The organism is Sphingomonas oleivorans (assembly GCF_003050615.1).
GTDB classification, from domain to species: Bacteria; Pseudomonadota; Alphaproteobacteria; order Sphingomonadales; family Sphingomonadaceae; genus Sphingomonas_H; species Sphingomonas_H oleivorans.
In genome coordinates this window covers 151,262-171,043 of sequence record NZ_NWBU01000009.1, presented here as the reverse complement: position 1 = coordinate 171,043, position 19,782 = coordinate 151,262, and the positions used below count along the sequence as shown (strand labels likewise).

Genomic DNA, 19,782 nt, shown 5'->3' with positions numbered 1-19,782 from the left:
ACCCTCTCCCCGGTGGGGAGAGGGCTTTTGCTCAGAGGCCCCAGTTGACCAGCGGCCAGCCACGTTCGCCGGCGAGGCGGCGAAGCCGGGCGCTGGCATTGACCGCGAAGGGCTCGTCCGCCCATTCGAGCACGGGTGCGTCCGAGACATGATCGGAATAGAAGCGGATGCGCGCGGCGCCGCGCTCTATCCCCTGTGCTGCGAGCCAGGCCTCGATCATGCGCAGCTTGGCGGGGCCGTAGCAATTTTCGCCATCGACCTTCGCCCGGATGCGATCGTCGAGCCCGTAGAGGCTGTTCGTGGCGATGACATCGTCGAAGCCGAGCTTCGCGGCGATCGCCTCGACATAGAGGCGGTAGGAGGCGGTGGCGAGCACCAGCCGGCGGCCGGCGGCGCGATCCTCTTCGATCTGCGTCAGCGCGCCGGGATGGATGTTCGTCTTCCAGATCAGCTCGGCGAAGGCGGCGGTGACGGGCCGGAGCGCGGCGGCGGGGAGATGATCGCCGAGCAGCAGCGAATGGTTGATCTCCTTCAGCCGCTTGCGATCGATCAGCTTCGCCGCATAGGCGACCATCGCGCCGAAGGCGGCGGGTGCCAGCAGCAGCCGCCAGGGCGCGAGCCGGCGCGCGGCATGGAGCAGGAAGGGCGTATAGGTTCCGGTCCGCGTGATCGTGCGGTCCATGTCGTAGATGGCGAGGTCCGTCATGGGCCCCGTCCCTAAAGCGCGCGGCGCCGATTCCGAAATGCTTTCGAACGGCTCCGCGCAGGGATGCTTGCCGCACCGATTTTTCTGGGCCACTGTCCGCCCGCATGAGCGAACGGGCCGACTTCATCCTCGACGACGGGCAGGATCGGCGCACGCTGCGCTTCACCGGCGCGCTGACGCTCGCCCGGATCGGCGACCTGCCGGCGCGGCTCGACGCGCTCGATCCCCTGCCCGACCGGATCGACCTGAGCGGGGTCGAGCGGATGGACACGATCGGCGCCTGGCTGGTCCACCGGCTCGCCCAGCATGAGGCGGAGGTGACGGGCGCGGATCCGGACCAGGCGCATCTGCTCGAACAGGTTTCCGCGGCGGACAAGCCGCTCAAGATCAGGCCGGATACGCGTCCGCCCTTCCTGCGCGTGATGGACGAAATCGGCGCGGCGACCCTCCAGGCGGGGCGCACGCTGATCGGCCTGATCGGTTTCTTCGGCCTGACCGTCATCACCGGATGGCGGCTGATCCGCGAGCCGCGGCGATTCCGCTTCAACGCGATCGTGCGGCAGTTCGAGGTGGTGGGCGTCGAGGCGCTGGCGATCATCGGGCTGATGAGCTTCCTGATCGGCATCGTCATCGCCCAGCAGGGCGCGGTGCAGCTCCGCCAGTTCGGCGCGGAGGTGTTCGCGATCAACCTGATCGGGCGGATCACGCTGCGCGAGCTGGGCGTGCTGATGACCGCGATCATGGTAGCGGGCCGATCGGGATCGGCCTTCGCGGCACAGATCGGATCGATGCGGCTGGCCGAGGAGGTGGATGCGATGCGCACCATCGGCGTCTCGCCGATGGAAGCGCTGGTGCTGCCGCGCGTGATCGCGGGGACGGTGCTGATGCCGCTGCTCGGCTTCTATGCCTCGATCGTGGCGATGATCGGCGGCGGCATATTCTGCTGGCTCTCGCTCGACATCCCGCCCGTCACCTTCGTCCAGCGCATCCGCGAGGTGGTGCCGATGACGGACCTGTGGGTGGGGCTGATCAAAGCGCCCGTATTCGGCGTGATCATCGCCATGTCCGGCTGCTTTCAGGGCATGCAGGTGAAGGGCAATGCCGAGGAGGTGGGCCTGCGCACGACGGCGGCGGTGGTGCAGGCGATCTTCCTCGTGATCGTGCTCGACGCGGTCTTCGCGGTCTTCTTCAGCTCGATCGGATGGATATGAGCGAGAAAGGCGCCATCATCCGCATCCGTGGCCTGAAGAACAGCTTCGGCGACCAGATCGTCCATGACGGGCTCGACCTCGATGTCAGGCGCGGCGAGATATTGGGCGTGGTAGGTGGATCGGGCACGGGCAAGTCGGTGCTGATGCGATCGATCGTCGGCCTCCAGCAGCCGGTCGCGGGCACGATAGAGGTGTTCGGCGAGCCGATCGCGGGCCGCAGCGAGGAGGAAGCGCAGGATATGCGCCGGCGCTGGGGCGTGCTGTTCCAGGGCGGCGCGCTCTTCTCGACGCTGACGGTCGCCGAAAATGTGCAGGTGCCGCTGCGCGAATTTTATGGCGATCTCGACGATCGGCTGCTCGACGAGATCGCGGCCTATAAGGTGGCGATGAGCGGGCTGCCGGCGGAAGCCGGGCCCAAATATCCATCCGAGCTTTCGGGCGGCATGCGCAAGCGCGCCGGCCTCGCCCGCGCGCTCGCACTTGATCCTGAACTGCTGTTCCTCGACGAACCAACGGCTGGTCTCGACCCGATCGGGGCCGCCAATTTCGACGAGCTGACCGAAAGTCTGAAGAAGACGCTGGGGCTCACCGTGTTCCTCATCACGCATGATCTGGACACGCTCTACGCCATTTGCGACCGCGTCGCCGTGCTGGCCGACAAGCGGGTGATCGCGGTCGGAACGATCCCGGAATTGCTGGCGTTGGACCATCCGTGGATCCAGGAATATTTCAACGGGCCGCGCGGGCGGGTTGCCGCCGACGCGACGAAGCGCCATTCGGGCAACGGGCGCGACGCGGATCGGCCCATGACGGAATTGGGGGCATAGGGGACTGATGGAAAACCGATCCAACCATGTCCTGGTGGGCGGGGTGGTGCTGGCGCTCCTGGTGATCGCGCTGGCCTTCATCGTCTGGCTCGCGGGCTTCCACGGCACCGACGACAAGCAATATGACATCTTCTTCAAGACATCGGTCGAGGGATTGTCCAAGGGATCGAGCGTGACCTTCGCCGGCGTGCCGGTGGGCAAGGTCGACGAGATTGCGCTGATGCCCGAAAAGCCGGAATTCGTGCGCGTGCGCATCAGCGTGAAGAAGGATACGCCGATCCTGCAGGGCACCACCGCGACGATCGCGGGCGTGGGTTTCACGGGCGTGTCGCAGATCAATCTGGAAGGCGCGGTGCGCGGTGCGCCGCCGATCACCCAGCCGGGCGAACATGGCGTGCCGACGATCCCGACCAAGCCGGGCGCATTGGGCGAACTGCTCAACAGCGCGCCGGAACTGCTCGAACGGCTTTCCACCCTGACCGAGCGGCTGGCCGACACGGTTTCGCCCCAGAACCAGCGTTCGATCACCGGCATCCTCACCAATCTTGACCGGCTGAGCGGATCGCTCGCGGATCGCGGGCCGGAAATCGCCGCGACGCTCGCCGAGACGCGCATCGCCGTGCGGCAGGCGGGCATCGCCGCCGAACAGATCGGCAAGCTCGCGGCGACAACCAATGGCGTGCTCGATGCCGATGTGCGGCCGGTGCTGACCAATCTCAACCGGACGGTGATATCCGCGCAGCGCAGCATGGAGACGCTGGACGCCGCGATCAACGACGCGCGCCCCGGATTGCAGGCATTTTCCGCCCGCACCGCGCCGGAACTGGGCCAGCTCGTCCGCGACCTGAGCGAAATGTCCGAGGCGCTGACCGCCGTCGCCGGCCGCTTCGATCGCGGCGGCGCGGGCGCCGTGCTCGGCGGCAGCAAACTTCCGGATTACGAGCCGAAGAAATGACCATGCACCAGCGCCGTCCGCTCCTCTCCCTCCTCCCCATTCTCCTGGGCCTGCCGCTCGCGGCCTGCATCAGCCTCGGCGAGAAGCCGCCCAGGACGCTGCTGACGTTGAACGCGGCCTCGCCGGTCGCGGTGGGCACGAGCCATAGCGTACAGAATGGCAGCGTGGTGGCCGTACTGGTGCCGACCGTACCGCAGGCGCTCATGACGCAGCGCGTGCCCGTGCGGACCGGAAACAATTCGGTGGCCTATCTCAAGGACGCGCTCTGGGTGGAACAGCCCTCCCGCCTGTTCCGTGCGCTGCTTGCCGAGACGATCGCCGCGCGGACGGGCCGGATCGTGCCGGATCTGCGCCTCGCCTCCTTCGCGCCCGATACGCGGCTGACGGGACGGCTGCTCAATTTCGGCCTCGACGCGCCATCGTCCAATGTGATCGTGACCTATGACGCGATGCTCCTGCGCAGCGGCTCCAGCGAGACGCGCCGTTTCGAGGCGCGCGTGCCGGTGGCCGACCATGATCCGGAAACGGTCGCGACGGCGCTCAACCAGGCGGCCAATCAGGTGGCGGCTGAAGTTTCGGACTGGCTGGGGCGATAGGACAGCCCGCCTGGATTGAATCGCCGCGCTCGGGCTGAGCTGTCGAAACCTGCATTGAGCGCGTCGGGAGGACGCGCTTTATCGGACAGGTTTCTTCGCCCTACGCCAGGCTCTTCGACACCTGCTCGAAGACGTCGCGCGACAGATCGGGCGCGGCCAGCACCCGTTCCAGCTCGGCGCGCATCCGGGCGGCGCGGGTGGCGTCGAAGCGGCGCCAGCGGCCGAGCGGAGGCACGAGCTTCGCCGCCGTTTGCGGATTGAGACGATCGACGCGCAGCACCATGTCCGCCAGGAAGCGATAGCCGCGCCCGGCCAGGTCGTGGAACGCGCGCTGATTGGCCGCGAAGGCGCCGACCAGCGAGCGCAGCCGGTTCGGATTGGCGATGGTGAAATCGGGATGCGCCGCCAGCCGCTCGACCTGCTCCACCGTATCGTCGCGGGTGGAGAGCGCCTGGGTGGTGAACCATTTGTCGAGCACCAGCGCATCGCCGCGATAACGTTCGTAGAAGGCGGCGAGCGCCTTCTCCCGCTCGGGCGACATGCTGTTGGCAAGCACGCCGAGCGCGCCCTGCCGATCCGTCATATTGTCCGCCTGCCCGAACTGATCGAAGGCGAGTGCCGGTGCGTCCGCAGCGCCGCTCGCCGCGATATAGCCGAGCGACACGGTACGCAGGCGGCGCGCGCCCTTCGCGGTCGGCGAATATTCGTAGCGATTGGCGGCGTTCGCGGCATAGGCTTCCCGCCAGTCGGTGAGCAGGCTGCGGCCGAGATCCGTCCGAAGCGCCTCGCGCGCGCGATGGATCGCATCGGGATCGACCAGCGGCATCTGATCCCCGATGAAGCTTTCGGACGGCAGCAGCACCGCTTCCGCCACGAAGGCGGCATCGAGCGCGGGATCGGCGAGCGTATCGCGCACCGCCTGGATCACCGGCGCATGATCGGCCGAGCCATGCGCGATGCGCGCCACCAGCGTATCGAGCATGAGCTGCTGCATCGCCTCATAACGGGCGAAGGGATCGTCGTCATGCGCCGACAGGAAGGCGAGATCGTCGGCCGTGCGGTTGGTCTCCACGATCACCGGCGCCGAAAAGCCGCGATTGATCGACAGGATGGGCCGCTCGCTTATGCCCTCGAACAATATCTCATGCTTCTCGTCGTCGAGCAGGACGAGTTGCTCGCCGCCGAATATCTCGCCCGAACGCTCGCCGAACAGCGCGATGCGCAGCGGGATCGGCATCGCCAGCTTCTCCGGTTGCCCCGGCGTCGCGGGCACGGTCTGCTCCAGCTCCAGCCGGGCGCGCCCGCCGGGCGCGTCGTGGGAGAGCGACGCCTTCACCCGCGGCGTGCCCGCCTGCGAATACCAGCGACGGAAATCGGTGAGATCCTCGCCGCTCGCATCCTCCATCGCGCGGACGAAATCCTCGCAGGTGGCAGCGGTGCCGTCATGCCGCTCGAAATAAAGGTCGCTGCCCTGACGGAACCGCTCCGCACCCAGCATGGTGCGGAGCATGCGGATCACCTCCGCGCCCTTATTGTAGACGGTGGCGGTGTAGAAGTTCGAAATCTCGATATAGCTTTCGGGCCGGATCGGATGGGCGAGCGGACCGGCATCCTCCGGAAACTGGGCGGCGCGCAGGCAGCGCACATCCTCGATCCGCTTGACCGCGGCCGATCCCTGATCGGCGGAGAAGCACTGATCACGAAAGACGGTGAACCCCTCCTTCAGCGATAACTGGAACCAATCCCGGCAGGTGACGCGGTTGCCCGACCAATTGTGGAAATATTCATGCGCGACGACGCCGGCGACCGCATCGAAATCGGCATCCGTCGCCGTTTCGGGATCGGCGAGGATGTAGCGCGAATTGAAGATGTTGAGGCCCTTATTCTCCATCGCACCGAAATTGAAATCGGAAACGGCGACGATGTTGAACATGGCCAGATCATATTCGCGGCCATAGACATGTTCGTCCCACGCCATCGACGCCTTGAGCGCGGCCATGGCATGATCCGTCTTGGGAAGATCGGCCTCGCGCACCCAGATCGCCAGATCCACCTCGCGGCCCGAGCGGGTGGTGAAATTGGCCCGATTGGCGACGAGATCGCCCGCCACCAGCGCGAAGAGATAGCAGGGCTTGAGGAAGGGATCGCGCCATTCGGCCCAGTGGCGGCCATCGCCAAGCTCGCCCGCGCCCACCGGATCGCCATTGGCGAGCAGGATCGGATAGCGCGTGCGATCCGCCTCCATCCGCACCGTATAGCGGCTGAGCACGTCCGGCCGGTCGGGGAAGAAGGTGATACGACGGAATCCTTCCGCCTCGCATTGGGTACAGAGCAGCCCGCCCGAAGCATAAAGGCCCATGAGCTGGCTGTTCGCCTCGGGCGCGATCTCCACCTCGGTTTCGACGATATGCGTATCGCCCGGCAGGTCGATCAGCAGCGCGCCGCCGTCGAGCCGCCAGGAATCGGCGAGCGGCGCACCATCGACCAGCACCGAGAGCGGCACCAGCCCGTCGCCGTCGAGCCGCAGCGGATGCGCATGCTCGCCGTTGCGCTGCACCTCCAGCCGGGCACGTACCCGCGTCGCCGCCGGATCGAGCGCGAAATCGAGCGCGATATCGGGCACCAGCCATTCGGGCGGCCGATAATCCTCCCGATGGATAACGGGCGGCGGAGCGACGGTGGACGAGATATCGGGCATTTGCAGTATCTACGTGCGCGGCGATGCCGTTACAATGGATGGATGCCCCATATGCTCATCCTCGGCCTCGGTTATGCGGCCGGTCGCATCGCATCCCGGCTCGAGGCAGAGGGCTGGTGGGTGAGCGCGACGCGGCGGAGCGCGGAAGGGGGAGCTATCGCTTTCGACGACCGCAACGCCGTCCATGCCGCGATCGCATCGGCGACGCATATATTGTCCTCCGTGCCGCCCGAGGGGGAGAGCGATCCGGTGCTCGCCGCTTATGGCCCGGCGCTGGCGGCGGCGCCGGCACGCTGGATCGGCTATCTTTCCTCCACCGGCGTCTATGGCGATGTGGCAGGCGCCTGGGTGGACGAGGCGAGCCCGACCGGGGGCGGACGGCGCGGGGCGCGTGCCGCGGCCGATCGCGCCTGGGCGGCGCTCCACCCGCAAGCGCGCATCTTCCGCCTGCCGGGCATTTATGGCCCCGGCCGATCGGCGCTGGAGCGGGTGGCACAGGGCCGGGCGCACCGCATCGACCTGCCCGGCCAAATATTCAGCCGCATCCATGTCGACGACATTGCAGGTGGCGTGCTGGCGAGCATCGCGCGCGGACCGGCGGGCATCTACAATCTGGCGGACGATCTGCCGGCGCATCAGAATCGCGTGATCGAATATGGCTGCGACCTTCTCGGCAAACCCTGGCCGCCACTCCTCCCGCTCGACAAGGCAGGGCTGTCGCCCGCGGCGCGCGCCTTCTATGCGGAGAACCGACGGGTGGCGAACGGCAAGGCGAAGCGGCTGCTCGGCTGGCGGCCGCTCTATCCCGATTATCGCGCCGGGCTGCGTGCGCTGATCGGCTGAGCCGGCGCGTTCACAGTGCGGCGATCGCGTCCGCCAGCAGGGCCACATCCGCTTCGCTCTGGTGCCAGCTCGTCACCAGCCGCGCCTCGCCCGGCCCCCAATCGTAGAAATCGAAGCCCTTGCCACGCAGCGCCGCCGCCGCCTCCGGCGTCACGCGCAGGAAGATCTCGTTTGCCTGGACGGGATGGATCAGCCGCGCGCCCGCCGCCGCCGCGAGCCGCGACGCGGCCGCATTGGCTGCGCGGCCATTGGCGATCCACAGATCCTCCTCCAGCATCGCCAATAGCTGGGCTGCGAGATAGCGGCCCTTGGAAAGAAGATGGCCGGCGCGCTTGCGGCGATAGCGCGCCGCGCGCGCCAGCTCGGGATCGAAGAAGATCAGCGCCTCGGCGGACATGCCGCCATTTTTGACGAAGCCGAAACTCAGCACGTCCACGCCCGCGCGCCATGTCAGTTCCGCCGGGTCGCAGCCGAGATGCGCGACGGCATTGGCGAAACGCGCGCCGTCCATATGGAAGCCCAAGCCCCGTGCCTTGGCGAAGTCGCCAAGTGCCGCCACCTCGTCGGGCGCATAGACCAGCCCATATTCGGTGGCGTTGGTGATCGACAGCGCGTGCGGCTGCACCCGATGGACATCGTCGGCAATAGCATCGGCAACCGCGCGGACGCCCTCGGGGCTGAGCTTCGCCCCCTCCCCCTCGGCGAGCAGCAGCTTGGCGCCATGGGTGAAGAATTCGGGCGCGCCGCATTCGTCATTCTGGATATGCGCATCGCGATGCGTGATGACGCCGCCATAAGGCGGGCAGAGCGCGGCGAGCGCGAGCGCGTTGGCCGCCGTTCCGGTCGCGACCCACAAGGCCGCCACATCGCGCCCGAACAGATCGGAAAAGGCCGAATCGAGCGCCGCGCTCAGCGCATCGCCATCATAAGCGGCATCGACGCCATTGGCGGCGAGGATCGCGTCGATCACGCGCGGATGGACGGGGGCGGCATTGTCGGAGAAGAAGCGCATGGCGCCGTTCTTGGGCGGCAGCCGGCCATGCGTCAATCATCGCCCGCGCCCCTTCCCACACTCATTCCATGACCATCAACTGCGACGGATAGGGTGCCGCGAGCGGCAGCACATCGGCCATGTCGGCCGTCATCCAACGCTCATGATCCTCTTCATGAAGGATGACCGGCATGGCCTTGGGGTGGACCGCCCCGACCAGCGGATTGGGCTCGCAGGTCAGAAAGGCATAGGCCCCGCCGCCTTCGAACGGCCGCCAGAGCCCGGCAAAGGCGAAGATCGGGCGATCGACCAGGCGGAACCAGCGCGCGACCTTATGGCCCTTCTCCCCCTCCCATTCGCAAAATTCGCCGACCGGCACGAGGCAGCGCCGATCCGGCCGGGAAAGCGCCGTCCGCCAGAAGGGGCTGGCGAGATTGCGGACATTGGTGACGGGCCGGTTGCCGGACGGCGGCGGGAAGCCCCAGGACATGATGTCGAGCAGCCGCTCGCCGCCCTCGCGCCGGACGACATAGGCGAGCCGCTTGGGGAACAACTCCGGATCGGGCAGGCGATCATATTCGGGAACGACCGTGACGTCGAAGGCGTCGGCAAGCTCCACCCGATCGGTCGTCACGCGATAACGGTTGCACATGGCCCGCAGCCTAGCGGCTCGGCGCGGGCGATCCTTATCCTCGGTTGGGGTGGCGCCCGCTTTCCCGATTCGCCCATTTGGCGAGTGCTGAAGGGGAAAGCGCCCTATCGACGAGATGGCGCTTTCGCTTGCGCCTGGCCGGATTTGCAGATGCTGGTGCTGCCGGTGAGGATTGAACTCACGACCTCAGCCTTACCAAGGATGCGCTCTACCACTGAGCTACGGCAGCATCGCCAGCATGATCCGCGAAGCGGACCCCGCTCTTTTCGAGCGGTGGTGCGGCGCTATGGAGAAAGTGCCGCGGCACGTCAAGGCGGCTTGCGCGCTCCTGGCCGATCGTTTTACGCGCTCCCCATGACCGACCAAGCCGAGGAACGCGCCCGCCGCCTGGCCGAGGCGCTCCGCGAAAATCTGAAGCGTCGCAAGGCTCAGGCGCGCGAGGCGGCGGCTAAGCCCGCCGCGCCGGAGCCTTCAGCGCCGCCTCGATCGCAGCCTTGACCGCGGGATCGTCCGGCGTCGTCTTGGTGCCGAAGGCCGCGATCAGCCGGCCGTCACGGCCGATCAGATATTTGTGGAAATTCCATTTGGGCGTGTTGTCCGGTCCCAGCTTCGCCGCTGCCCAGCGATAGATTGGCAGCGCATTCGGCCCAACCACGTCCGATTTCTCCGCCATGGGGAAGCGGATGCCGAAGGTTGCCTTGCAGAAGCCGGCAATTTCCTTGTTGGTCGCCAGTTCCTGCCCGGCGAAATCACCGGACGGCACGCCGAGCACGGTGAAGCCCTTGGGCGCATAGTCGCTATGGACCTTCTGCAGCGCCTCATATTGAGGCGTGAAGCCGCATTTGCTGGCGGTGTTGACGAGCAGCACCACCTTGCCGCGGAATTTGTTCATCGGCAGCGGCGCGCCGTCGATCGCGACCAGCCGGAAATCGAAGGCATTGAGCTTCGCGGCCTCGGCCGCCGCCATGGGCGGGGTCGGCGGCACATCGAACTTGGCATAGGCCACCGCACCGGCGCCTGCCACGGCAAGCGCGGCCGCTGCGATCAATAACCCCTTCTTCCCCATTTTCATGCTCCCTCAAGCGGCCGGCAGGCCCCCTCCAGCCAATCGCGCACATCCAGCGGCACGAGCGGGCCGATCAGATCGGCCACCTTCGCATGATAGGCGTCGACCCAGGCCCGCTCGCCCGAGTCGAGCAGCGTGACGTCGATCAGATTCCGATCGATCGGCGCGAAGGTCAATGTCTCGAAGCCGAACACCCGCTTCTCGGCGCCGGCCACGTCGCGCGGTTCGACCAGCACGAGATTCTCGATGCGGATGCCATAGTCGCCCGACTTGTAATAGCCGGGCTCGTTGGAGAGGATCATGCCGGCGCGCAACGGCTCGTCCCCGCCGGCATAGCCGCTGCCGACCGGCGCGATGCGCTGCGGCCCTTCATGCACCGACAGGAAGGCGCCGACGCCATGGCCGGTGCCATGGGCATAATCGAGCCCGGCGGCCCAGAGATATTGGCGCGCGAGCGTATCGAGCTGGCTGCCGCGCGTCCCTTCCGGGAAAAGCGCGCGGGCGAGCGCGATATGGCCCTTGAGCACGCGGGTGAAGCGATCCTTCATCTCCGCCGTCGGCGTGCCGACGATGATGGTACGCGTCACGTCGGTCGTGCCGTCCTGATATTGGCCGCCCGAATCGACCAGATAGATGGAATCGATCTCGATCCGCCGGTCGCTCTGCGCGCTCACCCGATAATGGGGAATGGCCGCATTGGGCCCGGCCGCCGAGATGGTGTCGAAGGACAGATCGCGCAGCAGGCCATTCTCCTCGCGGAACGCGAGCAGCTTCGCGGCGGCGGAAAGCTCGGTGAGGCCACCCTTCGGCGCCTCGATCGAAAGCCAGTGGAGGAAGCGGGTGAGCGCGGCACCATCGCGTGCCTGGGCGGCGCGATGGCCGGCGATTTCGGTCTCGTTCTTCACCGCCTTGGACAGCACGGCGGGATCGCGTGCCTCGAAGATGGTGGCACCGGCAGCATCCAGCGCCTCGAAGATCGCGGCAACCGCCCGTTCCGGATCGGCAACGACGCACTTGCCCGATAGCTGGCCAAGCGCCGGCTGGAAGGCCGCGCGATCATGGATGCGCACCGCATTGCCGAGATGCTGGCGCACCTCGTCGTCCAGCTTGTCGGGTGCGACGAACAGGTCCGCCGTGGCATCGGCATGGACCAGCGCATAAGCGAGCGCGACGGGCGTGCGATCGACGTCCGCGCCCCGGATATTGAGCGCCCAGGCGATCGAATCGAGCGCGGAAAGGACGGCGACATCCGCGCCATGCGCATCGAGCCAGTCGGCTATCTCCTGCCGCTTGATGGAGGAAGGCTTGCCGGCGAGCGCATCCGGCTGGACGAGCAGCCGCGCGTCGGACGGGCGGGGCTGATCCGGCCAGATGGCGTCCACCGGATTGGTCTCCACCGCCACCAGCTCGGCCCCCTTGGCGGCGAGCGCGGCGCGCGCGGCGGCGACCCAGCCGCGCGTATGCAGCCAGGGATCATAGCCGATCCGCGCATCCGCGCCGGCATGTTCCCGGAGCCATTGGGCAATGCTCGTCTGCGGCACCGACTGATAGCTCCAATGCGCGCCATCGACCTGCTCGCGCACCTGCAGCGTATAGCGGCCGTCGACGAAGATGGCGGCTTCGGCCGGCAGCACCACCGCCGATCCGGCCGAGCCCTGAAAACCGGTGAGCCAGGCGAGGCGCTGGGCATAGGCGCCGACATATTCGCTCATATGCTCGTCGGTGAGCGGCACGACGAATCCGTCGAGCCGGCGGCGCGCCAGTTCCTCGCGAAGCGCCTTCAAACGGTCTTCATAGGTGGACATCGTGTCCCGTCCTTCTATCTCTGAACGGCGAAGATAGGCGCGGGCGCTGCGCCACGCCAGCAGGAGCTTTGTTCCTCCCTACCCCCACGCCCCTTCGCGCTTTCCTGTCTCTTGCCGTCCGAGGTCGCCTTGTCCGAGCCAGCCATTTCCCAGCCCGCACCGTCCCAGCCGGCCGAAACCCTGCCGCCTCCGCCCGTCGCCGCGCGCAAGCCGCACAGCTATACGCGCCACGGCATCACCGTGGAGGATCCCTGGTTCTGGCTGAAGGATCCGGGCTATCCCAAGGTCGAGGACAAGGAGGTGCTCGACTATCTCAACGCCGAAAACGCCTATTTCGAAGCGGCGATGAAGCCGCGCGAGGCGCTGGTCGACACGCTGTTCGAGGAATTGAAGGGCCGGCTGAAGCAGGACGACGCCAGCGTGCCGCAGAAGGATGGCGCCTGGGTCTACTGGTGGGCTTTCAAGCCGGGCGACCAATATCGCCGCTGGTATCGCAGACCCGTCACGGGCGGCGCGGAACAGATCATCATCGACGAGCCGACGCTGGCCGAGGGCAAGGAATATTTCCGGCTGGGCACGGCGGAAGTGAGCCCCGACGGTCGGCTGCTCGCTTATTCGACCGACGATAATGGCTCCGAACGCTTCACCATCCATGTCCGCGACCTGATGACGGGCGAGCTGCTGCCGGATGCCATCCCCGGCACGCTGGGCGGCATCGCCTGGAGCGCGGATTCGAAGAGCTTCGCTTATGGGCTGGTGAACGCCAACTGGCGGATCGACACGGCCAAGCTGCATGTCGTGGGCAGCGATCCGACGGAGGACCCCATACTCTATCATGAGCTGGACGAGGGATTCCGCATCGATGTGGGGCTCACCCATTCGCGCCGCTTCATCATGCTGGCGACGGGCGACCATGTGACGAGCGAGGTGCGGCTGATCCCCGCATCCGACCCTACCGCCGATCCGATCCTCGTCTCGCCGCGCAAGGCCGGGCGGCAATATGAGGTGGAGGAGCATGAGGGCATGCTCCTCATCCGCACCAACGACACGCATGTGAACTTCCGCATCGCGGCGGCACCGCTCGAGCGGCCCGACGCCTGGACCGAGCTGGTCGCGCCGTCCGACCGCTTCTACATTCGCGGGCTCACCACCTTCCACGACTTCTATGTCGTGCAGGGGCGCGATGCGGGGCTCGATCAGGTGGAGCTCAGGCCCTATGGCGAGGGCATCGCGACGCGCATCGCCTTCCCCGAGGCGAGCTATGCCGCGAGCCTCGGCAACAATCCCGAATATGCCGTCGCGAAGCTGCGCCTCGCCTATCAGTCGATGGTGACGCCACCGACCGTCTATGATTATGATCTGGCGACGGGCACGCTGACGACCCTGAAGGTGCAGGAGATACCGAGCGGCTATGATCCGTCGCGCTACGCCACCGAGCGGCTGACGATCAGCGCGCGGGACGGGACGCAGATCCCTGTCTCGATCGTCTATGCCAAGGATTTCCCGAAGGACGGATCGGGCCCGCTCCACCTTTATGGCTATGGCGCCTATGGCATCGCCATGTCGCCTTCCTTCTCGACGAGCCGGCTGTCGCTCGTCGATCGCGGCTTCGCTTATGCCATCGCCCATATCAGGGGCGGCGACGATCTGGGCTATCAATGGTATCTGGATGGCAAGCTGGAGAAGCGCGCCAACACGTTCGACGATTTCGTCGACGTGGCGAAGGGGCTGATCGCGGCGGGCTATACCAGGCCGGGCCGGATCACCGCATCGGGCGGATCGGCGGGCGGCGAACTGATGGGCGCGATCATGAACCAGGCGCCCGAGCTGTGGGGCGCGATCGTGGCACATGTGCCCTTTGTGGACGTGCTCAACACGATGCAGGACGAAAGCCTGCCGCTGACCCCGGGCGAATGGCCCGAATGGGGCAATCCGATCAGCGACAAGGCGGCGTTCGAGCTGATCCGAAGCTACAGCCCCTATGATAATGTGGCGGCCAAGGCCTATCCGCCGCTGCTGATCACGGCCGGGCTCAACGATCCGCGCGTGACCTATTGGGAGCCCGCAAAATGGGCTGCGAAACTCCGCGCGACCAAGACCGACCGCAACATCCTGCTGCTCAAGACCAATATGGGCGCGGGCCATGGCGGCAAGTCCGGCCGGTTCGAGCATCTGCGCGAGACCGCCGAGGAACAGGCCTTCATCCTGTGGCAGCTCGGCATGGCATAACGACCTTCCCGGCGCGCGGGGGGATTCGCCTTCCGCGCCCCGATAGGCTATGAATGGCTACCGTCGCCGGGGCCCGCCTTTTCCGCAAGCAGCGACGGCCGAGAGACGATCATGCTCCCGCTTGCTGAGCAGGAGAGGCCCGATGACCGGCCATGAGGACCATATCTATTTCGCCGCGCGCGAACGGGCGGAGAAAAGGCTCGCCGAAGTGGCGACCGATCCCGCCGTGCGCCACATCCATCTCACCTTGGCATCGAGCTATCGTGAGAGGATCACCGTGCTGACCGGAAAGGCGATCGAGGCGGAACAGGAACGCTGATCGCCCGCCGGGCGACGGCCGCCGTGCGCCCCTTTTCGTTGCATTGCGGCAACGGCTGGCGCGACAGGGCGGAGTTTACGGATTTTGATCTTGTGATGATGTAACATTCCTTTTAGGCCCCGGATGAACAGGTTCGGGAGGCCTAGTCGATGAAATCAACCTGCTTTTTCGCCGCCGGCGTCGCACTCGCTGCGCTTGCCAGCCCCACCTTCGCCCAGCAGCAGCAGCAGCAGGCAGCCGGCACGGGCGACTATCATGCCGCGCCGCCGCAGGACATCGTCGTCACCGCAGCCCCCTTCGCGCGCAATGTGGCGGACATATTGTCGGGCACGTCGGTGCTGACGGGCGAGGCGCTGACGCGTACCATCCGGCCCACGATCGGCGAGACGCTGGCGAAGCTGCCCGGCGTTTCCGCCACCTCCTTCGGCCCCAACGCCTCGCGCCCGATATTGCGCGGCTTCCAGGGCGAGCGCGTGCGCATCCTCACCGACGGCATCGGCAGCTTCGACGCGTCCAACACCTCAGTCGATCATGCGGTCGTCATCAATCCGCTGACGTCCGACCGGATCGAGGTTCTGCGCGGACCGGCCTCGCTGCTCTATGGCTCCTCCGCGATCGGCGGCGTCGTCAATGTGATCGACAGCCGCATCCCGACGCATGTGCCCGACGAGCCGATCCATATCGACGCGATCGGAAGCTATGGCTCGGCGGCGAACGAACGATCGGGCAGCGGCGCGATACAGGTGCCGGTCGGCGACAAGATCGTGCTCCATGCCGATGGCAGCTATTCCAAGACGGGCGATCTCGAGACGGGCGGCCATATCCTTTCGCCCGCGCTCCGCGCGGAGGCGGCGGCGAGCGACGATCCGGAGATTGCGGCGCTCGCCGACCTCAAGGGCAAGCTGCCCAACAGCAGCGCGCGCACCTGGGAAGTGGCCGGTGGCGCGGCGCTCATCACCGAAGGCGGCAATCTGGGTTTCTCGGTCAGCCGCTATGACAGCCTTTACGCCGTGCCCATCCGCTACTCGCTCGAGCCGGGCGCGGAGGCCGAGGCGGTGCGCATCGACGTGAAGCAGACGCGCGCCGACCTGCGCGGCGAGGTGGAGACGGGCGGCGGCCTTCTCGACCGCATCCGCCTGCGCGCGGGCTTCGCCGATTACCAGCATAGCGAGCTGGAGGAGGACGGCGCGGTCGGCACCACCTTCTTCAACAAGTCGATCGAGAGCCGGCTGGAATTCGTCCAGGCCGAGCGCGGCGGCTGGCGCGGCGCGTTCGGCGGGCAGCTCTTCATCCGTGATTTCGACGTGATCGGCGAGGAAGCCTTCGTGCCGCGCAACGAGACGCTTCAGGCTGGCCTGTTCACGCTGCAGAGCTTCGACATCGGCGCGCTGAGGGCGGAGCTTGGCGGGCGTTACGAGCATAGCAAGGTTTCCGCCGACGCCAGCGAGCAGATCGGCAATCCGGATATCAGCCGCAGCTTCGACGCCTTTTCGGGATCGGCGGGCGCAAGCCTGGCGGTGGCGCCGGGCCTGCGCCTCGGCCTCAACGTCTCGCGCACCGAACGCGCGCCGTCCGCGGAGGAGCTGTTCGCCAATGGCCCGCATGCCGGCACCCAGTCGTTCGAACTCGGCAATCCCGGCTTTTCCAAGGAAAAGAGCTGGGGCGTGGAAGGCACGCTGCGGTTCGCCGGCGACGGCTATAATCTCGCCCTTTCCGGCTATCATAGCTGGTTCAGCGACTATATTTACGATGCCCAGATGCCGCAGGCAGTGTGCGAGGCGGCGGTGGCGCCCGGCCGCGAGATCGACCTGCCCTGCTTCCAATATAATCAGGCCGATGCGCGCTATTATGGCTTCGAGGCGGAGGCTTCGGCGCGCGTGGCGCAGATCGGCGGCTATGCGATCAATCTCGACGGCGTGGCCGATTATGTCCATGCGAAGATCAACTCGGTCGGCCCCGCGCCGCGCATCCCGCCGCTGCGCCTGCTGGGCGGGATCGAGGCGCAGGGCGACATGGCGCAGGGCCGGATCGAGCTCGAGCATGTCTTCGAGCAGGATCGCGTCACCAGCTTCGAAACGCCGACGGGCGGCTATACGATGGTGAACGCCTCCGTCTCGCTCAAGCCCTTCGGCCCGAACAATGGCAGCAGCCTGATCCTCTCGGCGAACAATATCTTCGACGTGGTGGCCCGCCGCCATGCGAGCTTTCTGAAGGACCATGCCCCGCTCGCCGGTCGCGACCTGCGCGTGACGGCGCGTTTCGCCTTCTAGGAGGACTGACGGGAAGCGTCAGCGCGCAAGCCAGCGCGCTGCCGCCTCCGGCGTCGCCTTGTCCCGATCGCGATCGACCATGTAATTGGCTTCGCGCATCCGATCGACCGGGATCGACCCGACCAGGGGCTTGAGCGCCCCCACGAAACGCGCGTCGCGTGCGCGGCGCGGGGAGACGAGCAGCAGCGCGTCATAGGCGGGCACCGCTCCTTTCGGATCGGCCAGCACGGTGAGCCTGTCGGCGGCGATCCGCCCGTCCGAGGAGAAAGCCGAGATCACGTCCGCCTGCCCCGACCGCAGCGCGCGATACATGAAGGTGGGGCTGTAGGCGCGGGTCTCCCGAAAATTCAGCTCATAGGCGCGGCGGATGCCCGCCCATTCGGGACGATCGAGAAATTCGAGATCCGCGCCCAGCAGCAGCCGGGGCGCGGCACGCGCCAGATCGCCGATCGATGCGATGCCGAGCCGCGCCGCCGCATCGCGCCGCATCGCCAGCACATAGGCATTTTCGAAGCCGAGCGAACCCACCAGCCCCGTCCCCGGCCCGGCGGCCATCCAGCGCGCAATTTCGGCATTCATGAGCCCATGCGGGACGACATCGCTGCGGCCCATCGGCCCCGTCCAAAGCGTGCCCGAATAATCGACATAGACGTCGATATCCCCGCCCGCGAGCGCGCGGAAGGCAACCGCCGATCCCAGCCCCTCGCGATAGCGGACCGCATAGCCGGCGCGTTCCAGCCGATCGGCGATCAGCCGGGCCAATATATATTGTTCGGAGAAATTCTTGGCGCCGACAGTGACGCTCTCCCGCGCGGGCGCGAGCGTAAAGGCAAGCGCGCCGCCGAGCGCGAGGAGCAGCGGCGCCAGCCCTGCCACGATCCGACCGCGCCTGCCCCTGGCGATACCCGATTCGACCAGCGCGAGCAGGGCATCGACCGCAAGCGCCAGCCCCGCCGCCGCGATGCAGCCGGCGAGCACCAGCACCCAATTTTCCGTCTGGAGCCCGGCGAATATGGGATTGCCGAGGCTCGGCTGGCCGACCGTGGTCGAAAGCGTCGCAGCGCCGATCGTCCAGACGGCAGCAGTGCGGATGCCCGCCATCATCACGGGTGCGGCGAGCGGCGCCTCGACCAGCCACAGACGCTGGCGAAGCGTCATGCCCACGCCATCGGCCGCCTCCAGCACTGCCGGATCAATGCTGCGCAGCCCCGCGACCATGTTGCGCAATATCGGCAGCAGCGCATAGAGGGCGAGCGCCAGCAGCGAGGGCAGGAAGCCCAGCGCGGGGATGGCGCCGCCCACCAGCGACGAGAGCGCGAGCAGCAGCGGGTAGAAGAGCGCCAGCAGCGCGAGGCCGGGTATCGTCTGGATCAGGCTCGCCGCACCAAGCGCGACACGGCCCAGGTGCGGCCGCCGCGACGCCGCGACGCCGAGCGGCAATCCGACGAGCAATGCGAGGCCCAGCGCCGCGCCGGACAGCAGGAGATGGCTCGCCACCAACGGCGGGAGCGCAACCAGCGCCGCGATCATGCCCCCAGCGCCCGCAGCCGATCCGTCTGCCGCCGGGGCACGGCGACGAGTTCGGCAGCCTCCGCCCCCGCCTCGCCCGACAGCATCGCGCGCGGACTGGCATCGGCCACAATCTGCCCCCGCGCCATCACCAGCACGCGATCCGCGAGCAGCAGCGCTTCGGCCATGTCATGCGTCACCAGGATCGTGGTGAGGCCCAGCCGCTCGTGCAGCGCGCGCATGGAAGCACCGATCCGGTCGCGCGTCAGCGGATCGAGCGCGCCGAACGGCTCGTCCATCAGCATCAGCCCCGGCTGCCCGGCAAGCGCGCGCGCCACGCCGACGCGCTGCTGCTCGCCTCCCGAAAGCGCATGCGGACGGCGCATGGCATAGTCTACCGGCAGGCCGACCAGATCGAGCAGCGCCGCCACATCCGCGTCGTCCTTCCCGCCGATGCGCGGGATGATCGCGACATTCTCGGCCACGCTCATATGCGGGAAGAGGCCGATATTCTGGAAGACATAGCCGATGCCCCGGCGCAGCATGGCGGGATCGGCAGCGGAAATATCCCGTCCCGCGATGCGGACGGTGCCGCTGTCGGGCTCGACCAGCCGGTTGATCATGCGCAGCAGCGTCGACTTGCCCGATCCCGACGCACCGACCAACGCAACGAAACTGCCGGCGGCGATCTCCAGCGACACGCCGTCCACCGCAGCCTGACCGCCGAAGCGCCGGGTGACGGCATCCAGGCTGACCGCCGGGCCACTCATTCGATCAGCGCGTCGATCGCCTGCGCCATGCTGATGTCGCGCGACGAAAGGCCGCCCGCCTCATGCGTCGTCAGCATGATATCCACCCGGTTCCAGACATTTGTCCATTCGGGATGATGATCCGCCTTCTCCGCCAGCAGCGCCACGCGCGTCATGAAGGCGAAGGCTTCCGAAAAATCGGCGAAGGTGAAGCGGCGCGTGATCGCGTCGCGCGCCTCGTCAAAATCCCAGTCGGGCAGGCCATCCAGCGCGTCGGCCCGTTCGGCCTCGTCCAGCGGCTCGATCGTCATTCCATCCTCTCCCTCATGCTGGCGCGACGCGGCATCCCCGCTTAT

The 19,782-nt window shown here is 67.1% G+C and carries 17 protein-coding genes and 1 tRNA gene; 8 read left to right on the top strand and 10 right to left on the bottom strand.

Features of this window, described 5'->3' with window-relative positions:
- Positions 1-31: 31 nt before the first annotated feature.
- Positions 32-706, bottom strand: coding sequence for an HAD family hydrolase (locus tag CLG96_RS10645; RefSeq protein ID WP_107967858.1), 675 nt, complete (start codon positions 704-706; stop codon positions 32-34).
- A gap of 104 nt (positions 707-810) precedes the next feature.
- Between CLG96_RS10645 and CLG96_RS10640 the strand changes: the two genes are divergently transcribed.
- From CLG96_RS10640 to CLG96_RS10625, 4 genes are read left to right on the top strand one after another with little or no spacing between them, the layout of a single operon-like run.
- Entirely contained in the window at positions 811-1,917 is a 1,107-nt protein-coding gene (locus tag CLG96_RS10640) for an ABC transporter permease (RefSeq protein ID WP_107967857.1), read from the top strand.
- The gene (locus CLG96_RS10635) at positions 1,914-2,744 is read left to right on the top strand and encodes an ABC transporter ATP-binding protein (RefSeq protein ID WP_165799620.1); all 831 of its coding nucleotides are present in this window, start codon (positions 1,914-1,916) and stop codon (positions 2,742-2,744) included. Before CLG96_RS10640 ends, CLG96_RS10635 begins: the two co-directional genes overlap by 4 nt.
- Positions 2,745-2,751: 7 nt before the next feature.
- Positions 2,752-3,699: an MlaD family protein gene (locus CLG96_RS10630; protein WP_107967855.1), complete on the top strand. Its 948-nt coding sequence runs from the start codon at positions 2,752-2,754 to the stop codon at positions 3,697-3,699.
- On the top strand, positions 3,696-4,295 hold the full coding sequence (locus CLG96_RS10625) for an ABC-type transport auxiliary lipoprotein family protein (protein ID WP_243395731.1): 600 nt from the start codon (positions 3,696-3,698) through the stop codon (positions 4,293-4,295). Before CLG96_RS10630 ends, CLG96_RS10625 begins: the two co-directional genes overlap by 4 nt.
- 100 nt (positions 4,296-4,395) lie before the next feature.
- Here CLG96_RS10625 and pepN read toward each other — a convergent pair whose 3' ends face one another.
- Entirely contained in the window at positions 4,396-6,993 is a 2,598-nt protein-coding gene (gene pepN / locus CLG96_RS10620) for an aminopeptidase N (protein ID WP_107967853.1), read from the bottom strand.
- A gap of 42 nt (positions 6,994-7,035) precedes the next feature.
- Between pepN and CLG96_RS10615 the strand changes: the two genes are divergently transcribed.
- On the top strand, positions 7,036-7,836 hold the full coding sequence (locus tag CLG96_RS10615; protein ID WP_107967852.1) for a Rossmann-fold NAD(P)-binding domain-containing protein: 801 nt from the start codon (positions 7,036-7,038) through the stop codon (positions 7,834-7,836).
- A gap of 10 nt (positions 7,837-7,846) precedes the next feature.
- Here the strand turns inward: CLG96_RS10615 and CLG96_RS10610 are convergent, their stop codons facing one another.
- The 5 genes from CLG96_RS10610 to CLG96_RS10590 all read right to left on the bottom strand — a co-directional run bounded on the left by CLG96_RS10610 (position 7,847) and on the right by CLG96_RS10590 (position 12,350).
- Positions 7,847-8,848, bottom strand: a complete 1,002-nt coding sequence (locus CLG96_RS10610) for a threonine aldolase family protein (protein WP_107968096.1) — start codon at positions 8,846-8,848, stop codon at positions 7,847-7,849.
- A 61-nt stretch (positions 8,849-8,909) separates the two neighbouring features.
- Positions 8,910-9,479, bottom strand: a complete 570-nt coding sequence (locus CLG96_RS10605; RefSeq protein WP_107967851.1) for an SOS response-associated peptidase — start codon at positions 9,477-9,479, stop codon at positions 8,910-8,912.
- Positions 9,480-9,633: 154 nt separating this feature from the next.
- Positions 9,634-9,708 (bottom strand) — tRNA-Thr (locus CLG96_RS10600).
- Positions 9,709-9,927: 219 nt separating this feature from the next.
- A complete protein-coding gene (locus CLG96_RS10595) occupies positions 9,928-10,545 on the bottom strand; it encodes a glutathione peroxidase (protein ID WP_107968094.1) in 618 nt (205 codons plus the stop codon).
- A gap of 2 nt (positions 10,546-10,547) precedes the next feature.
- Positions 10,548-12,350 carry an aminopeptidase P family protein gene (locus CLG96_RS10590; protein WP_107967850.1) on the bottom strand — a complete coding sequence of 601 codons (1,803 nt, stop codon included), beginning with the start codon at positions 12,348-12,350 and terminating at the stop codon, positions 10,548-10,550.
- Between the two features lie 129 nt (positions 12,351-12,479).
- Between CLG96_RS10590 and CLG96_RS10585 the strand changes: the two genes are divergently transcribed.
- From CLG96_RS10585 to CLG96_RS10580, 3 genes are all read left to right on the top strand, one after another.
- Positions 12,480-14,579 carry a S9 family peptidase gene (locus CLG96_RS10585; RefSeq protein WP_423828196.1) on the top strand — a complete coding sequence of 700 codons (2,100 nt, stop codon included), beginning with the start codon at positions 12,480-12,482 and terminating at the stop codon, positions 14,577-14,579.
- 142 nt (positions 14,580-14,721) lie between these two features.
- Positions 14,722-14,898, top strand: a complete 177-nt coding sequence (locus CLG96_RS18755; protein ID WP_165799619.1) for a hypothetical protein — start codon at positions 14,722-14,724, stop codon at positions 14,896-14,898.
- A gap of 149 nt (positions 14,899-15,047) precedes the next feature.
- Positions 15,048-17,168 carry a TonB-dependent receptor gene (locus CLG96_RS10580; protein WP_107967849.1) on the top strand — a complete coding sequence of 707 codons (2,121 nt, stop codon included), beginning with the start codon at positions 15,048-15,050 and terminating at the stop codon, positions 17,166-17,168.
- 18 nt (positions 17,169-17,186) lie between these two features.
- Here the strand turns inward: CLG96_RS10580 and CLG96_RS10575 are convergent, their stop codons facing one another.
- From CLG96_RS10575 to CLG96_RS10565, 3 genes are read right to left on the bottom strand one after another with little or no spacing between them, the layout of a single operon-like run.
- The gene (locus CLG96_RS10575) at positions 17,187-18,698 is read right to left on the bottom strand and encodes an ABC transporter permease/substrate-binding protein (RefSeq protein ID WP_107967848.1); all 1,512 of its coding nucleotides are present in this window, start codon (positions 18,696-18,698) and stop codon (positions 17,187-17,189) included.
- A complete protein-coding gene (locus CLG96_RS10570) occupies positions 18,695-19,447 on the bottom strand; it encodes an ATP-binding cassette domain-containing protein (RefSeq protein ID WP_107967847.1) in 753 nt (250 codons plus the stop codon). The genes CLG96_RS10575 and CLG96_RS10570 overlap by 4 nt, the downstream gene beginning before the upstream one ends.
- Positions 19,444-19,737, bottom strand: coding sequence for a 4a-hydroxytetrahydrobiopterin dehydratase (locus tag CLG96_RS10565; protein WP_107967846.1), 294 nt, complete (start codon positions 19,735-19,737; stop codon positions 19,444-19,446). Before CLG96_RS10565 ends, CLG96_RS10570 begins: the two co-directional genes overlap by 4 nt.
- Positions 19,738-19,782: the final 45 nt, after the last annotated feature.

Bases quoted from the DNA above. Each gene is read 5' to 3' on its own strand.
- CLG96_RS10605 (WP_107967851.1), bottom strand. From the start codon at position 9,479: ATGTGCAACCGTTATCGCGTGACGACCGATCGGGTGGAGCTTGCCGAC.
- CLG96_RS10635 (WP_165799620.1), top strand. From the start codon at position 1,914: ATGAGCGAGAAAGGCGCCATCATCCGCATCCGTGGCCTGAAGAACAGC.
- CLG96_RS10590 (WP_107967850.1), bottom strand. From the start codon at position 12,350: ATGTCCACCTATGAAGACCGTTTGAAGGCGCTTCGCGAGGAACTGGCG.
- CLG96_RS10565 (WP_107967846.1), bottom strand. From the start codon at position 19,737: ATGACGATCGAGCCGCTGGACGAGGCCGAACGGGCCGACGCGCTGGAT.
- CLG96_RS10615 (WP_107967852.1), top strand. From the start codon at position 7,036: ATGCCCCATATGCTCATCCTCGGCCTCGGTTATGCGGCCGGTCGCATC.
- CLG96_RS10570 (WP_107967847.1), bottom strand. From the start codon at position 19,447: ATGAGTGGCCCGGCGGTCAGCCTGGATGCCGTCACCCGGCGCTTCGGC.
- CLG96_RS10595 (WP_107968094.1), bottom strand. From the start codon at position 10,545: ATGGGGAAGAAGGGGTTATTGATCGCAGCGGCCGCGCTTGCCGTGGCA.
- CLG96_RS10630 (WP_107967855.1), top strand. From the start codon at position 2,752: ATGGAAAACCGATCCAACCATGTCCTGGTGGGCGGGGTGGTGCTGGCG.
- pepN (WP_107967853.1), bottom strand. From the start codon at position 6,993: ATGCCCGATATCTCGTCCACCGTCGCTCCGCCGCCCGTTATCCATCGG.
- CLG96_RS10645 (WP_107967858.1), bottom strand. From the start codon at position 706: ATGACGGACCTCGCCATCTACGACATGGACCGCACGATCACGCGGACC.
- CLG96_RS10610 (WP_107968096.1), bottom strand. From the start codon at position 8,848: ATGCGCTTCTTCTCCGACAATGCCGCCCCCGTCCATCCGCGCGTGATC.
- CLG96_RS10575 (WP_107967848.1), bottom strand. From the start codon at position 18,698: ATGATCGCGGCGCTGGTTGCGCTCCCGCCGTTGGTGGCGAGCCATCTC.
- CLG96_RS18755 (WP_165799619.1), top strand. From the start codon at position 14,722: ATGACCGGCCATGAGGACCATATCTATTTCGCCGCGCGCGAACGGGCG.
- CLG96_RS10640 (WP_107967857.1), top strand. From the start codon at position 811: ATGAGCGAACGGGCCGACTTCATCCTCGACGACGGGCAGGATCGGCGC.
- CLG96_RS10625 (WP_243395731.1), top strand. From the start codon at position 3,696: ATGACCATGCACCAGCGCCGTCCGCTCCTCTCCCTCCTCCCCATTCTC.
- CLG96_RS10580 (WP_107967849.1), top strand. From the start codon at position 15,048: ATGAAATCAACCTGCTTTTTCGCCGCCGGCGTCGCACTCGCTGCGCTT.